This is a genomic window from Nocardiopsis sp. L17-MgMaSL7 (assembly GCF_003182025.1).
Lineage (GTDB): Bacteria > Actinomycetota > Actinomycetes > Streptosporangiales > Streptosporangiaceae > Nocardiopsis > Nocardiopsis prasina.
Window position 1 is genome coordinate 187,125 of the sequence record NZ_QGTF01000005.1, and the last position, 15,943, is coordinate 203,067.

General features: G+C 70.1%; 13 protein-coding genes. 1 reads left to right on the forward strand and 12 read right to left on the reverse strand.

Features of this window, described 5'->3' with window-relative positions; translation table 11 throughout:
* Positions 1-190: 190 nt before the first annotated feature.
* The 12 genes from lepB to BDW27_RS10780 form a co-directional block, all read right to left on the reverse strand.
* Positions 191-1,066 (reverse strand): signal peptidase I, encoded by an 876-nt coding sequence (lepB, locus tag BDW27_RS10725; protein ID WP_110049199.1) that lies wholly within the window; start codon positions 1,064-1,066, stop codon positions 191-193.
* 62 nt (positions 1,067-1,128) lie between these two features.
* Positions 1,129-1,488, reverse strand: a complete 360-nt coding sequence (gene rplS / locus BDW27_RS10730; RefSeq protein WP_017545971.1) for a 50S ribosomal protein L19 — start codon at positions 1,486-1,488, stop codon at positions 1,129-1,131.
* Between the two features lie 225 nt (positions 1,489-1,713).
* Entirely contained in the window at positions 1,714-2,478 is a 765-nt protein-coding gene (gene trmD, locus BDW27_RS10735; RefSeq protein WP_017545970.1) for a tRNA (guanosine(37)-N1)-methyltransferase TrmD, read from the reverse strand.
* An 11-nt stretch (positions 2,479-2,489) separates the two neighbouring features.
* Positions 2,490-3,011 (reverse strand): ribosome maturation factor RimM, encoded by a 522-nt coding sequence (gene rimM / locus BDW27_RS10740; protein ID WP_017545969.1) that lies wholly within the window; start codon positions 3,009-3,011, stop codon positions 2,490-2,492.
* Between the two features lie 189 nt (positions 3,012-3,200).
* Complete coding sequence (locus BDW27_RS10745) at positions 3,201-3,443, reverse strand: RNA-binding protein (RefSeq protein ID WP_026129499.1); 243 nt, start codon at positions 3,441-3,443, stop codon at positions 3,201-3,203.
* 2 nt (positions 3,444-3,445) lie between these two features.
* A complete protein-coding gene (gene rpsP / locus BDW27_RS10750) occupies positions 3,446-3,901 on the reverse strand; it encodes a 30S ribosomal protein S16 (protein WP_026129498.1) in 456 nt (151 codons plus the stop codon).
* A gap of 268 nt (positions 3,902-4,169) precedes the next feature.
* Positions 4,170-5,774 (reverse strand): signal recognition particle protein, encoded by a 1,605-nt coding sequence (ffh, locus tag BDW27_RS10755; protein WP_110049200.1) that lies wholly within the window; start codon positions 5,772-5,774, stop codon positions 4,170-4,172.
* A 190-nt stretch (positions 5,775-5,964) separates the two neighbouring features.
* Positions 5,965-7,176 carry a hypothetical protein gene (locus tag BDW27_RS10760; RefSeq protein ID WP_110049201.1) on the reverse strand — a complete coding sequence of 404 codons (1,212 nt, stop codon included), beginning with the start codon at positions 7,174-7,176 and terminating at the stop codon, positions 5,965-5,967.
* A 407-nt stretch (positions 7,177-7,583) separates the two neighbouring features.
* On the reverse strand, positions 7,584-8,927 hold the full coding sequence (locus BDW27_RS10765; RefSeq protein ID WP_017545964.1) for an ammonium transporter: 1,344 nt from the start codon (positions 8,925-8,927) through the stop codon (positions 7,584-7,586).
* Positions 8,928-9,190: 263 nt separating this feature from the next.
* Positions 9,191-10,381, reverse strand: coding sequence for a signal recognition particle-docking protein FtsY (gene ftsY / locus BDW27_RS10770; protein ID WP_110049202.1), 1,191 nt, complete (start codon positions 10,379-10,381; stop codon positions 9,191-9,193).
* A gap of 90 nt (positions 10,382-10,471) precedes the next feature.
* Positions 10,472-11,506, reverse strand: a complete 1,035-nt coding sequence (locus BDW27_RS10775) for an iron ABC transporter permease (RefSeq protein WP_110049203.1) — start codon at positions 11,504-11,506, stop codon at positions 10,472-10,474.
* Between the two features lie 61 nt (positions 11,507-11,567).
* Entirely contained in the window at positions 11,568-12,569 is a 1,002-nt protein-coding gene (locus BDW27_RS10780) for an ABC transporter substrate-binding protein (RefSeq protein WP_110049314.1), read from the reverse strand.
* 649 nt (positions 12,570-13,218) lie between these two features.
* Here BDW27_RS10780 and BDW27_RS10785 point away from each other — a divergent pair.
* On the forward strand, positions 13,219-15,888 hold the full coding sequence (locus BDW27_RS10785; protein ID WP_110049204.1) for a S8 family serine peptidase: 2,670 nt from the start codon (positions 13,219-13,221) through the stop codon (positions 15,886-15,888).
* Positions 15,889-15,943: the final 55 nt, after the last annotated feature.

A 15,943-nucleotide genomic window follows, 5' to 3' on the forward strand; every position in this document is an offset into this window, starting at 1 on the left:
TGGTACCCGCCGGAGACGGCCCCACGCGTTCGGGGAACGCCGATACGATCCGAGTTCCATCATGCGTCACGGAACGGGCTTTTGTGCCCCGTCGAGCGGAATTCCTTCGACGGATCGGTCACGTGACCCGAAAGCACCGCCATGACCTGCGACGATACCCAGAAATCGTTCGGCCGGCCGGGTCACCGGCTCAGTCCTCGGATCCGTCCAGCTCGTCGAAGGTCTGCGGGACGCCGAGCCCGCCGGCCTGGCTGAACGGCCAGATGATGACGAAGGCCCGTCCGACGACGTGGTCGACCGGGACGGCCCCGCCCCCGGGGTTGTTCTGGTTCATGCGGGAGTCGTAGGAGATGGCCCGGTGGTCGCCCATCAGCCACAGGTACCCCTCCGGCACCTCGATGGGGCCGAACTCGGTGTGGCTCCCCACGCTGCCCGGGTACAGGTAGTCGTCCTCTTCCAGGGGAACACCGTTGACCAGGATCCGGTTCTGTTCGTCGCAGCACTCCACGGTGTCACCCGGCAGACCGATGACCCGCTTGATGTACTCCTTGCCCGTGGGCGCCGCTCCGAGTTGCTGCTGCACCCACGTGAAGCCGCGGCTGATCGGGTTGGTCGACTCCGGGGGCTGCACGACGGTCGGATCGTCCCACGACCCGTCGCCGTTGAACACGATCACCTCTCCGCGCTCGATGTCGCGGACCTGGTAGACGACCTTGTTCACCAGGACCCGGTCACCCACGAGCAGGGTGTTCTCCATGGACGAAGAGGGGATGTAGAACGCCTGCATCACCCAGGTCCTGATCACGAACGCCAGCACGAGGGCGATCACGATCAGGATGGGGAGTTCCTTCCAGAACGACCCCTTCTTCGCACTGCTCTGGGACTGGCTCATGTCGGCGTCAGCTCTCTCCTCCGGCCCCTGACCAGCGGCGTCGGATACACCACTGGCTCCCAGGCGCTCATGCGTCTGGGAGCCAGTGGCGGAGCTGCGCTCCTCCGGGCCGGGCCGGGCGGAATCCTCGTCCGGGACCGCGTCCGAGCCGAGGTCCCTCTCGTCTTTGCTCATCGGCCGAAAGCCTATCCTGCCGCCCGGCGGGGCGGCATGGTTCCGGCCGGATCAGCCAGGGCCTACTTGTTGACGGGCTCGCGGCGCTCGCGGATGCGGGCGGCCTTGCCGCGCAGGTCGCGCAGGTAGTACAGCTTGGCGCGACGCACGCGACCGCGGGCGACGACCTCGTACTTCTCGACGGCCGGCGTGTGGATGGGGAACGTACGCTCCACGCCCACGCCGTAGCTCACCTTGCGGATGGTGAAGGTCTCGCGGTTGCCCGAGCCCTGACGGCGGATGACGACGCCCTTGAAGACCTGGACACGGGTACGGGTGCCCTCGGTCACGCGGACGTGGACGTTGAGGGTGTCACCGGGACGGAAGTCCGGAATGTCGGTGCGAAGCTGAGCCTTCTCAAGCTCCTGAATGGCGGTGTGCATCTCGCGAATCCTCATCGATAGCGCGCCGCGTCCTGCCCCCCGGCTGCTCCGGGGAGGGGGTGCGCGGGCGAGGCCCTGTTGGGTCTGAACTGTGGAACCACCCGGTGACCGACACAGAGGCCGACGTCGTACCGCCGGCATGCGGATGCCTTGGGGTCACCAGGGGGGAACTCACCCAGTTTGCCACATGATCCCGGCCGTCCCGAACCGGCCGTTCACCACACTCTACGAGCTCGGTGCGGTCCGTTCCTCGGCAAGGACCTCGCGGTCCCGCTTGTCGAGGGCCTCGGCCGGGGTGGCCGCGACCAGGTCGGGCCGGTTGCGGGCGGTCTTGCGCAGCGCCTGGTCACGGCGCCAGCGGTCCACCGCCCCGTGGTTGCCGGAGAGCAGCACCGGCGGAACCTCCTGGCCCCGCCACGTGCCGGGCTTGGTGTACACCGGCCCCTCCACCAGGTGTTCCATGCCACCGGAGGCGAAGGAGTCCTGGACGTGAGACTCCCGGTTGCCGAGCACGCCGGGCAGCAGCCGGGTGATGGCCTCCACCATCACCAGCGTGGCCGACTCACCCCCGTTGAGGACGTAGTCACCGATGCTGATCTCCTCGACCGGCATCCGCTCGGCGGCGTCCGCCGCGACCCTGGAGTCGATGCCCTCGTACCGCCCGCAGCCGAACACCAGGTTCTCCTCGCCCGCGAGCCGCTCGGCGTCGGCCTGGGTGAAGGGGCGTCCGCTCGGGGTGGGCAGGACCAGCCGCGTCGGCCGCCCCGCCACGACCTCGTCGAGTGCCTCACCCCACGGCTCGGGCTTCATGACCATGCCGGGACCGCCGCCGTAGGGGGTGTCGTCCACGGTGTTGTGCCGGTCGTGGGTCCAGTCGCGCAGGTCGTGGACGCGCACGTCGAGCAGGCCCGCCTCGCGCGCCTTACCGATCAGCGAGAGCTCGAGCGGAGCGAAGTAGTCGGGGAAGATGCTGATGATGTCGATGCGCACTGCGTACTCGTTCAGTCGGTGTTCTGGAGGTCGAGCAGGCCGGGCGGCGGGTCGAGCACGATCCGCCCGCCCGCGACGTCGACCTCGGGGACCAGGGCGGCGACGAACGGCACCAGGATCTCGTGCCCGCCGGTCTCGGCGGTGATGACCAGCACGTCCTGCGCGTGGTGGAGGACGTCCTCGACCTCACCCACGGTCGCGCCCTCGGTGGTGACGGCGGTCAGGCCGATGAGTTCGTGGTCGTGGAACTCGTCGGGGTCGTCCAGGGGGGCGATGTCCTCGGAGTCCACGGTGAGGAGGGTGCCGCGCAGCGTCTCGGCGGCGTCGCGGTCGGCCATGCCCTCGAAGCGGATGAGCAGCCTGCCGCTGTGGCGGCGCGTCGAGGCCACCTTGAGCGGACCGGTCGAGGCCGGGTCCGTCTGGAGGACGGCGCCGACGGTGAACCGGGCGTCGGGGTCGTCGGTGCGCACGTCGACGGCGACGTCGCCGCGGATACCGTGCGCGCGGCCGATCCGGCCCACCACGAGTCGCATGAGCAGTGCTTTCCTTTGGTTGTTCCTCGATCCCCGGATGTCACACGAGGCGTCCCGGCGTCCGGGTCCCCCTCGGTGTCCCCGGGCGGGGAGCCACCCCGGGGAAGACCGTGCCCGGGGCCGTTCACACGGTCCCCGGGCACGAGTGCGGGGCGCCGACCGTCAGCGGTCGGCGCCCCCAGAGGCGCGTCAGCGCACTTCGTTCAGGTCCAACAGGTCCACGCGGACGTACCGGCCGCCAGCGAGGGAGCCGACGACGGTCCGCAGTGCCTTGGCGGTCCGGCCGTTGCGACCGATGACCTTGCCGAGGTCGTCCGGGTGGACCCGGACCTCCAGAACCTTGCCCTTGCGGAGCCGCTTGGCTCTCACCTGGACGTCATCGGAGTTCGTGACGATCCCCTTCACGAGGTGCTCAAGCGCCTCTTCCAGCACGATTAGGCCTCGCCCTCGGACTTCTTCTCAGCCTCGGCGGCCTCGGCGGGCTTGTCGGCCGCCTTGTCCGTCTTCTTCTCGGCCTTCTTGGTCTTCTTCTCCTGACCGGGAAGGACGAGCTCCTTCAGCGCGGCCTGGAAGGCGGCGTCCTGAGCCTCGGGGTCCTTGGCCTCGGCGACCTGGAGCGGCGCCGGAGCGGCCAGGCCCTTGAACTTCTGCCAGTCACCGGTCTTGCGCAGGAGGACCTTCACCGCGTCGGTCGGCTGGGCGCCGACGGACAGCCAGTACTGGGCCCGCTCGGAGTCGACCTCGATGAGGCTCGGGTGCTCCTTGGGGTGGTACTTGCCGATCTCCTCGATCGCCTTGCCGTCACGCTTGTTGCGGGCGTCGGCGACGATGACACGGTACTGGGGCGTACGGATCTTGCCCATACGCTTGAGCTTCAGTTTGACAGCCACTGGAGTGGTCTTCTCCCGTATAACGGTGTTAGCGCCTGATGGGCGACCCACGTGGGGTTGTGGAACCCGTCGAGGCAGGACGTGGGCGGCGGGTTAGTTAGAGGGCTGACCCGGCCACCGTTAGTCGACTACTCATTGTGCCAGACGCGGACGTGTTCCTTGGACAGGACACCGCCGCGCGCGCGGCCCGGTTCGAGAACGACCGCGGCCCGCCCGGGGAGTCCCCGGGCGGGCCGTGGCGGGTGTCACTGTCGCCGTGCCCTACCAGCTACTTCTTCGGCAGCTTGAAGTTGGACAGGTCCGGCATGTTCGGGCCGCCGAAACCGGGCGGGAGGGTGGGCTGGTCGCCGCCACCGCCGCCGAGACCCGGGGGCAGCTGCGGCATCTCCTGGCCGCCCTCCTCCTGGCGCCGCTTGCGCTCGGCGGCGCGGTCGGCCTCCTGCTGGCGGGCCTTCATGGGGTTGCCGCTGCGCTGCTTGCCCTTCTTCGCCTTCTTGGCCTGGGCCTTGGCCTTCTTCTTGTTGCCGCCGCCGCCCATGCCGGGCATGCCGGGCATCCCCGGCATGCCGCCACCGCTCTTCATCTTGCGCATCATCTTCTGCGCCTCGAAGAAGCGGGTGACCAGGCCGTTGACGTCGCTCACCTGCGTGCCGGAACCGTTGGCGATGCGCAGACGGCGGGAGCCGTTGATCATCTTCGGGTTGGCGCGCTCGCCGGGGGTCATCGACTGGATGATCGCCTGGATGCGGTCCAGGTCCTTGTCGTCGATGCCGTCGATCTGCTCGCGCATCTGTCCCATGCCGGGCATCATGCCGAGCAGGTTGCCGATCGGGCCGAGCTTGCGGACCATCGACATCTGCTGGAGGAAGTCGTCCAGCGTGAAGTCGTCGTCCGAGGCCATGGTCGAGGCCATCTTCTCGACCTCGGCCTCGTCGAACGTGCGCTGGGCCTGTTCGATGAGGGTGAGGACGTCACCCATGTCCAGGATGCGCGAGGCCATCCGGTCCGGGTGGAAGAGGTCGAAGTCCTCGAGCTTCTCGCCGGTGGAGGCGAACATGATCGGGCGGCCGGTGAGGTGCCGGATGGACAGGGCCGCACCGCCGCGGGCGTCACCGTCGAGCTTGGTGAGCGCGACCGCGTCGTAGCCGACCCCGTCCAGGAAGGCCTGGGCGGTGTTGACCGCGTCCTGACCGATCATGGCGTCGACGACGAAGAGGATCTCGTCGGGGTTGACCGCGTCGCGGATGTCCGCGGCCTGCTGCATCATCTCGGTGTCCACACCGAGGCGACCCGCGGTGTCGATGATGACGACGTTGTGGTTGTTGCGCCGCGCGTGCTCGATGGACTCGCGGGCCACGTCGACGGGGTTCCCCACGCCGTTGCCGGGCTCGGGAGCGAACACGGGGGTGCCCGCACGCTCACCGACCACCTGGAGCTGGGTGACGGCGTTGGGGCGCTGGAGGTCGGCGGCGACCAGCAGCGGGGTGTTGCGGTCGGCGGCGAGCCACTTGGCGAGCTTGCCCGCGAGGGTGGTCTTACCGGCGCCCTGGAGACCCGCGAGCATGATCACGGTGGGCGGCGTCTTGCCGAAGCGGATCTGCCGGGTCTCGCCACCGAGGATCTCGACCAGTTCCTCGTTGACGATCCTGATGACCTGCTGGGCGGGGTTGAGGGCCTTGGAGACCTCCTCACCGCGAGCGCGTTCCTTGATCCGCGAGATGAACTCGCGGACCACGGGCAGCGCCACGTCCGCCTCAAGCAGCGCGAGACGGATCTCGCGCGCGGTCGCGTTGATGTCCTCCTCGGACAGCCGCCCCTTGCCGCGCAGCGAGGAGAAGACCGATGTCAGCCGGTCGGAAAGCGTCTCGAACACGAGTTTGGCCAGTCCTTCGTCGTCGGGTTTGACTTCCTAGCCTACCGCCCCGCCGTCACCGGGCACGAAGCCCAGGTCCGGCCGGGACGACCCCCGGCACGGAAGGGCGGGGGACGCGCCCCCGCCCGGTTCCCGCCTCCCCGGCACCCGGACCCGCGCACGGGTCGGGTTCGGGCCTGTGGGGTCGGGGCTACTCGCCCTCGGTCTCCTGCGCCTCGGCGCCCTCGGACTCCTCGGCGCCCTCGCTCTCCTCGGCGTCGCCCGCGAGGGTGGCCTCGCGCTGCTCGGCCAGGGCGGCGAGCATCTCCTCCTGCTGGCCGCCGCTCAGTCCGCGGGTGGACAACCGGGCCTCGCCCTGGATGTCCTCGTAGGTCTTGGGCTCGGAGGTGACGATGTTGTAGTTGGCGTCACAGGAGAGGGCGAGCGAGCCGCCCGCCTCCAGGGAGCCGCTGTCGGAGCACTCCTCGTCACCGATCTGGTCCTGGGTGAAGGTGACGTCCATGCGGACCAGGACCGTGCCGCTGCCCGAGGCGCCGGCGTCGCGGACGGTGCCGGACCAGGTGCAGTGCGGACCGTCGACGCACTCCATCTCGGGCTGGCCGTCCCAGCTCACCTCGACGCGCGCGTCACGTGAGCCGGTGAGCTCCTCCTCGGTGACGGTGGTCAGGTTGTCGTAGAGCTCCTCGGCGGCGGCCTCGTCGGCCTGGGCGATGTCCAGGCGGACCTGCGGCCCGTTCTCACCGCCCTCGGGGACGAGTTCCTCGACCTCGACGCGCAGCACCTGGTTGGTCTCGGCGTCGATCCACAGCTGGTTGCGTTCGCCGTTGAGGTCGACCTTGTAGGCGCGGGTGTCGTCGAGGGTCTCCTCGACGGCCTCGTCGCCCTCCAGACCGATCTCCTCCAGAATGGCCGCGAGCGCGGGCGGGGCCAGCGTGTTCTGCGGGTTGATGCCCGCCTGCGCGGTGGAGGAGCGCACCCAGGCGCCGTCGAACTGGTCGCTGTCGGGTCCGAAGACGTTCTTGTCGAGCCAGAACTCCTCACCGGCGCGCAGGAAGATCTTGCTGTCGGCGGCGATCATCTCCGCCTCGACCCCGTTGGCGCGGACGGTGCCGCTGGTCGCGCCGCCGTCGGCGACGGTCACGGTGGTCTCCTGGATGTCCCCGCCCACGGTGTGGGCGACCTGCCCGTCCGCCGTGAGCGCCGGGTAGTCGGCCAGGTCCGCCAGGGCCTGCTCCAGCAGGGGCGCGGCGTCGACCGGCTCGGCCGTCTCCTCGGCGGGAGCGGGCTCGTCTTCGTCGCCGCCGAAGCCGCATCCGGCCAGTCCCAGCGCGGTGATCGTGCCCACCGCGGCGAGGGCGAGCCGTCCGCGTCCGCGACCCCTGTTGTGCGTAACCGGCGCCATCTTGCCTCCTGACCCCGACCTGTGGGGTGCTGATCCGAATGCGCGTGAAGAAAAGGTCGTGGGAGGGTCCCGGGCGTCTTCCCGCCCTGCCTCTCCGCGACGTGGTGACGCGGGCGGACCTGGCCGGTCGCGTCCGGTGGGCCCCGTGGGTCGGCCCATCCCGGCGCCCTTCGCCGTTCCCCCGAGACCGGGTTGGCCGCCGCACCGCCCAGAAAGGGTATCGAACGCGAGCACGCGCCACTGCCAACACCACTCCATGAACACGCACAAATCATCGGAATCCGCGGCTGCTGGGCGGGCGGAACAGCCACAACGCCAACGGGGCCGACGGGGAGAAATCCCCCGTCGGCCCCTCTGTCCGCCCCACCGTGCCGGTGGACCGGGACCGGTCGCCTCGACGTTGAGAGCTAGGACCCGACCCGCGGTGAGGCAGCCTCCTCGCCCGGAGGCGTCGGCGAGGAGGCCGTCGTTTCCTCCAGCTCGTCGAGCTCGTCGAAGGCGTAGGCCGACTCCGCGTGGAGCTCGTGGTCCAGGCCGTTGGTCTCGACCTCCTCGGCGATACGGAAGCCGATGAGCAGGTCGATGACCTTGGCGATGACCCACGTGACGATGAAGGTGTAGACCATGACGCCGATCACGGAGATCGCCTGCGCCGCGAGGAGGCCGAGGCCACCACCGAAGAACAGGCCCGCGTCCCCGCCGCCGGGGACGGCGGCGGAGGCGATGAACCCGAGGGCGAGGCAGCCGACGATGCCGCCGACCATGTGGATGCCCACGACGTCCAGGGCGTCGTCGTACTTGAAGCGGAACTTCCAGCTGATGGCGTAGGCGCAGATCGCGCCGGACAGGGCGCCGACGATGATCGCGCCGACCGGGGTGACGTTGGCCGCGGAGGGCGTGATGGCGACGAGCCCTGCGATGGCGCCGGAGGCGAAGCCCAGGGCGCTGACCTTGCCGTAACGGAGGCGCTCGACCAGCATCCAGGCGGCGGTCGCGGCGGCGGTGGCGACCTGGGTGTTGACCAGGGCCAGGGCGGCCTGCTCGTTGGCCGCGTAGGCGGAGCCGCCGTTGAAGCCGAACCAGCCGAACCACAGCAGGGCCGCGCCGAGCAGGACGAACGGCAGGTTGTGCGGGCGCATCGACTCGGAGCCGAAGCCCTTGCGGCGGCCGAGGACGAGGACCAGGGCCAGGGCCGCGGCCCCGGCGTTGATGTGCACCGCGGTGCCGCCCGCGAAGTCGATGACCTCGGGCAGGCCGGTGAACTCGTGCATGCTGGCGATCCAGCCGCCGCCCCAGACCCAGTGGGCCACGGGGAAGTACACGAGGAGCGCCCAGATCGGGGCGAACAGCAGCCAGGCGCCGAACTTGGCGCGGTCGGCGATGGCGCCGCTGATCAGGGCCACGGTGATGACCGCGAACATCAGCTGGAAGCCCGCGTCGACGAGCAGCGGGTAGCCGCCGTCGGTGCCGTCCATCGGCTCGACCTCGGTCATGATGCTGCTGAGGCCGACGTAGTCGAAGCCTCCGACGAACATCTCCAGGGCGCCGTGGCCGGGCGCGTAGGTCAGTGAGTGGCCCACCAGGACCCACAGGACGCTGATGATGGCGATGCTGCCGAAGCTCATCAGCATCATGTTGAGGACGCTCTTGGCCCGCGACATGCCTCCGTAGAAGAAGGCCAGGCCCGGGGTCATGAGCATCACCAGCGCGGCGCTCATCAGCAGCCACGCGGTGTTGCCTGAGTCAATCATTTCGTCGCCTCCGTTGCACGGACGGGGGATGGTCGTGAGATGCGGCGGTCAGCGAGCGCGTCTTCGGGCCCGATGCGCTGGCCACGGCGACCACCTTCCGGCCCGGGTGTTTCCCGACCGGACCCGACGTGTTGCGGAGGCGTAAAAGGGCGGCTCGGAGTGTTAAGCCGTCATGAACAAGCCGTGCTCGGAGGACGAACGACGAACGGCCGGACCCCCGTGTCACGGGTGTCCGGCCGTCTGGTGCTCGTGGTGCCCCCGGGTCAGCCGAGGATGGCGTCCACGAAGACCTCGGGGTCGAAGGGAGCGAGGTCGTCGGGGCCCTCGCCGAGTCCGACGAGCTTGACGGGGACTCCCAGCTCTCGCTGGACCTGGACGATGATGCCGCCCTTGGCGGTGCCGTCGAGCTTGGTCAGGGCGATGCCGGTGACGTTGACGACCTCGGCGAACACGCGCGCCTGGCGCAGTCCGTTCTGGCCGGTGGTGGCGTCCAGGACGAGCAGGACCTCGTCGACCCGGGACTTCTTCTCCACCACGCGCTTGACCTTGCCCAGCTCGTCCATCAGGCCGGTCTTGGTGTGCAGGCGCCCGGCGGTGTCGATGATCACGGTGTCCGCGCCGTCGTCGATGCCGCGGGCGACGGCGTCGAAGGCCACGCTGGCGGGGTCGGCGCCCTCCTCCTTGCGCACGACCGGCGCGCCGACCCGGCTGCCCCAGGTCTGGAGCTGTTCGGTGGCGGCGGCGCGGAAGGTGTCGGCGGCTCCGAGCACGACGCTGCGGCCGTCACCGACCAGGACGCGGGCGAGCTTGCCGGTGGTGGTGGTCTTGCCGGTGCCGTTGACGCCCACGATCATGATGACCGCCGGGCGGTCGCCGTGGGGTTCGGTGCGCACGGCGCGGTCGGCGTCGGTGTTGATCTGCTTGAGGAGTTCCTCGCGGAGCAGGGCGCGGACCTCGTCGGTCTCGCGGGTGCCGAGCACCTTGACGCGGGTGCGCAGGTTCTCCACGATCTGGGTGGCCGAGGCGACACCGATGTCGGCGGTGATGAGGGTGTCCTCGATCTCCTCCCAGGTGTCCTCGTCCAGGTTCTTGGAGGAGAGCAGGCTGAGCAGCCCCTGGCCGAAGGAGCTCTGTGAGCGGGCCAGGCGGGCGCGCAGGCGGACCATGCGCCCGGCGGACGGGGGCGGGGTCTCGATCTCGGGGGCGGTGGGTTCGGCCGGGGCCGGGGCGGCCGCCTCCTCGGCCGGAGGCGCGTGGGCGGGGGGCGTCTGGGCCGCTCCCCCGTCCTTCTCACGGTCCTCTTCGAGGGCGGTGGCCCCGGTTTCCCTGGTGACCTCGGGCTTGGCTTCTTCCTTACCCGGCTTGACCGAGCGTCCGGCCCTGACCAGGAAGAACCCACCAACCACCAGGAGGGCGACGACGACGATGATGCTGACGAGCAAGGTGATGTCCATAGCGTTCACCAGTCTCCCAGAGTGTCCGACGCGTTCGCGTCACGCCCCGGTGGCGTGCCGGGAACGATGCTGGTGGGGGTGTTCGGCGCCTCAGGTGCCACGGTGGCGGGTGGTGCGCAGGATGATGACGAAGAAGGGGGCGCCGAGGAAGGCGGTGACCACCCCGATGGGGAGTTCGGCGGGAGCGACGATGGTGCGCGCCACGATGTCCACCAGGACGAGGAAGGCGCCGCCCATCAGCACGGTGACGGGCAGGATCGCCCGGTAGTTGGAGCCCACGAGGCGGCGCACGACGTGCGGGACGACGATACCGACGAACCCGATCAGCCCGCTCACGGACACGGCGGCGGCGGTGGCCAGGGAGGCGGCGGCGATCACGACCATCCGCACGGCCACGGGGTTGAGGCCCAGGCTGACCGCCTTGTCGTCGCCCAGGGCGAGCATGTCCAGCAGGTAGCCGGAGAGCAGCAGGACGAGCAGTCCGACGATCGCGTACGGGGCGATGAGGCGGACGTCGTCCCAGCCGCCCCGGCCGAGTCCGCCCAGTAGCCAGGCGTAGATGCGTTGGAGCTGGTCCACGCCCATCTGCTGGACGAGGGTCTGAGCGGCGGAGAGGAACGAGGAGACCGCCACCCCGGCCAGGACCAGGGCCGCGGTGCCCCCTCCCCCGGCGGTGGAGCCGAGCAGGTAGGCGGCGGCCACCCCGGCCAGCGCGCCGACGAAGGCGGCCACCGGGACGAGGGCGCGCGGGTCGGCGAGCACCTCGTGGCCGAAGACCATGACCATGGTGGCGCCCAACCCGGCCCCGGCCGCGGCGCCGAGGAGGAAGGGGTCAGCGAGCGGGTTGCGGAAGACGCCCTGGTAGGCGCCGCCCGCGGTGGCCAGCAGGGCGCCGACGACGGCGCCCATCACCACCCGGGGCAGGCGCAGTTCCATGAGGAGCGCCTCCTGCCGTTCGGTGAGCGGCGTCTCGACCGCCCCAAACGGCAGGAGGCTGAGCAGGTGGCGGAGGATGTCGCCGGCGGAGATCGAGGCGGCCCCCGCCGCGACGCCGAGGACCCCGGCCGCGAACAGGGCGACCGCGCCGCCCAGCATCCAGCCCAGGGGAACCCCGAAGCCCTTCACGTCCCGCTCTCCTCGCTCTCGTCCCCGTCCGCCCGGGCGTGCGGCCCGTGCGGCTCCGGACCTACTGCTGGGCGGTCTCGACGACCGCGTCGCCCACGGACTGGGCGAAGTCGACCACGCGCGGTCCCCAGCGGGAGGCGATGTCGGTGTCGAGGAGGTGGACCGAGCCGGTCCGGACGGCGGAGACGGTGTCGTAGGCGGGACGTTCCTCCACCGCCTCGACGGCGGACTCGTCACCGTAGGAGAGGAAGATGAGGTCGGGGTCCTCCTCGACCACGAACTCCGGGGACAGCTGCGGGTAGCCGCCGCTCTCGCCGTCGTCCGCCTGGTCCGCGATGTTCACCAGTCCGAAGGACTCGTAGATCTGGCCGGCGAAGGTGCCGGAGGTGGCGGAGAAGAGGGTGTCGTCGAGCTCCTGGTAGAAGGTGAGCTCGCTGTCACCGATCTCGGCGCAGACGGACTCGACGATCCCGTTGAACTCGTCCTCGATCCGGTCGGCCTCGGTGTCGGCCTCCTCGGTCTTCCCGGTGACGTCCCCGAGCAGGCGGATCTGGGCGTAGACGTCCTCCAGGTCGGCGGCGCCGGGCAGGACCAGGGTGGGGATGTCGACGGCGCCGAGCTGGTCGGCGGTGTCGACGGCGCTGTCAGCGAGGATCACCAGGTCGGGGTCGTACTCGCTGATCGCCTCGACGTTGGGCGTGAAGCCGCTGAGGTCCGTGGTGGGGGCCTCGTCGGGGTAGTTGGAGTAGTCGTCGACCGCCTCGACCTGGTCGCCGGCGCCGATGGCGAAGAGCATCTCGGTGTTGCTCGGCGAGAGGGAGACGATGCGCTCGGGGGCGGCGTCGACGGTGACCTCCCCGACCATGTCGGCCACGGTGACGGGGAAGGTCCCGTCGCCGACGGTCGCGCGGTCGGCCGCGGGCTCGGGGGCCCCGCACTCGGCGGAGGCGGTCTCGGTCTCCTGCGTCGGCTCGGACTCGGACTCGGGGTCGGTGGTGCCGCAGGCGGTGAGGGCGAGGGTGGCGCCCAGGAGTGCGATGGGGAGTTGGCGGGCGATCCGCACGGTGCGGTGCTCCTTCAGTGAGCAGGGGAAGAGCACGGCCCGGTCGGGGACGGCCGGTCCTTCCCACGAGGACGGGGTTCGTCGGTGCCGAGGAGGCGACCTGGCTCGTCCCCGCGCACGCGCGGGGCATCACAGTTGCGGGGCAGCGCCGGATTGCGCGGGCCGTGGTGGCCGCGGGACCGGACTTCGCTCGTTCGACACCCGTCGCACCGCCGGAGGGCGGCACAACCCCTTCACTCTACTCGGCGGTACTCCCGGACTCCGGCTGCACCTCAGCAACCTCCGCTTGGGCGCGCGCACCGCCCCCACCTGGGCTTTTCGTGGGACCGTGCGGGCAGCGGAACTCGGGACCGAGTGTGACCACCGGAATTTATGGTGCCCTTTCGACCCACAAGAGCTTTATGTCCTCTTTATTGGGAGATGAGGCTCCAGAGGAACTTGAACCACATGAATCCATTGTGTGGCCATATTGATCCTCACAGCACATTGACACCTCTATCGCACAAGGCAATGATCTCGTTGCCATGCGCGCCGATTATCCGATCACGGACAACCTGCGGCGTATCCCCCCGTGCGCGTTCCTCCGCACCCGGGGTGCGCCGTTCCCCCGGTGTCCTGAGGCGCGCACGAGAAGGGATGTGTTGACAAGGTGGCACGCAACCTGTCACGCCTGGCACCGATCGCCGGGCTGACACTGATCGCGGGACTCGTCGCGGTCACACCGGCAGGCGCCGACGAGGGCTCGGAACTCGCACCGCTCCACCCGGCGCCCACCGCGGAGAACGGCGAACTGACCCACCAGGTCCAGGACCTGTGGTTCATCGAACTGGAGAGCCCGCCCACCGCCGAGGGAACGGCCTCAGCGCTCGTCGAGGACGAACAGGCCGAGTTCCGCTCCGAGGCCGACGAGTTCGGCCTCCAGTACACCGAACGGCTGTCCTTCAGCGAACTGTGGAACGGCCTCTCCGTGGAGATGGACGACGCCCAGGTGAGCACGGCCCGGGAGATCCCCGGCGTCGCCGCCATCCACCCGGTCGTCCGCCACGAGATCCCGGACTTCGACGACAGCTCGCCCGAGATGGACACCGCCCTCGGCATGACCGGCGCGGACATCGTCCAGAGCGAACTCGGACTGTCCGGTGAGGGCCTGCGCGTGGCCGTCATGGACACCGGCGTCGACTACACCCACCCCGACCTCGGCGGCCCGGGCGGCTTCCCGTCCGAGCGCGTGGTCGCCGGACACGACTTCGTCGGCGACGACTTCAACGCGAGCGTCCCGGCGAGGAACCACCCCGTCCCCGACGACGACCCGCAGGACTGCAACGGCCACGGCACCCACGTCGCGGGCATCATCGGCGCCCAGGGCCAGGTCACGGGCGTCGCGCCCGACGTCGTCTTCGGCGCCTACAAGGTGTTCGGCTGCACCGGCTCCACCACCTCCGACATCATGATCGCGGCCATGGAACAGGCGCTGGCCGACGACATGGACGTGCTCAACATGAGCGTGGGCTCGGCCCACACGTGGCCCCAGTACCCGACCGCCGTCGCCTCGGACAATCTGGTCGACGAGGGCATGGTGGTCGTGGCCTCCATCGGCAACGAGGGCGCCTCCGGCCTGTACTCCGCCGGGGCCCCGGGCCTGGGAGCCGACGTCATCGGCGTCGCCGCCTACGACAACACGCACATCCGCGCCAACGCCGCGGAGGTCACCCAGAGCGGCGAGACCATCGCCTACATGGAGATGGACGACGCCGTCCTGCCGCCCACCTCCGGCGAGACCGACGAACTCGTGTACGTCGGACGGGGCTGTCTGGCCGCGGGCGACGAGCTGGAGGGGGACCCCGAGGGCCGTACCGCGCTCATGGTGCGCGGCGAGTGCACCTTCGGTGAGAAGTACGACGCCGCGCTGGCCGCCGGTGCCACCGGTGTCGTCATCCACAACAACCTGCCCGGCATGTTCGCGGGCGGCGGCATCGTCGACCAGGGCGCGTTCTCCGTGGGCGTCTCCGACGAGGCCGGTGCGCACCTGCGCGAGCTGCTGGAGGGCGGCGAGTCCGTCACCCTCACCTGGACCGGCGAGGAGACCACGATCCCCAACCCGACCGGGGGTCTGATCAGCAGCTTCAGCTCCTACGGCTTGTCGGCCGACCTGGACATCAAGCCGGACCTGGGCGCCCCCGGCGGTCTGATCAACTCCACGTACCCGATGGCCAAGGGCGGCTACGCGACCATCAGCGGCACCTCGATGTCGTCCCCGCACGTCGCGGGCGGCGTCGCCCTGCTGTTGGAGGCCCGTCCGGACCTGGCCGCGCACGACGTGCGCGACGTCCTCCAGAACACCGCCGACCCCACCGCCTGGTGGGGCAACCCGGACCTGGGTGCCCTGGACAACGTCCACCGCCAGGGCGCGGGCATGCTCGACGTCCCCGGTTCGATCCTGACCACCACGGGCCTGTCCCCCGCGAAGCTGCCCCTGGGCGCCACCGAGGGACCCGTGACCGAGACCGTCACCATCACCAACGGCGGGGACGAGCAGGCCACCTACGAGATCGCCCACGCTCCCGCGCTGGGCACGCACGGAAGCACCTTCGCACCGTCCTTCAACGACGCCTACGCCCAAGCCGACCTCAGCGAGGACAAGGTGACCCTGGGCCCCGGCGAGTCCGCCGAGGTCCAGGTGACCGTCACGCCGCCCGCACGTGAGTACGCGCAGATGGTCTACGGCGGCTACGTGGAGGTCACCGAGATCGGCGGCGCGGCGGAGACCGGCACCGTCCGTGTTCCGTACGCCGCCTACAACGGCGACTACCAGGAGATCGAGGCGATGACCCCGATCACCGACGCCAACGGGAACGTGCACGAGCTGCCGTGGCTGACCCGCATCTCCCAGTGCGAGGTCTTCACCGGTCTGGAGTGCGCGGACAGTGGGGGCGGTACCTTCCGGAACCAGCCGGACGGCGCCACCTTCTCGATGGACTGGGTGGACGGTCTGCCGGACGTGCCGTACGTGATCGCGCACTTCGACCACCACGTCACCCGGCTGGAGATGACCGTCGTCGACGAGCGCACCGGCCGCCCGGTCCACCCGGACCGCAACCTGGCGGTCGGTGTCGACCACGTCAACCGCAGCGCCACCAGCACCGCCTTCTTCAGTTATGTCTGGGACGGCACCGTGGTGGACTCGCGGAACCGGGTGACCGACGTCCGTGACGGTGACTACCGTCTGCGGGCCAAGGCGCTGAAGGCGCTCGGTGACCCGGAGAACCCGGACCACTGGGAGACCTGGACCTCCCCGGTCATCACCATCGACCGGGGCTGATCCAGCCTGGTGAACGTCGCGGGGCCGTCTCCCTTGGGGGGCGGCCCCGTCCGTG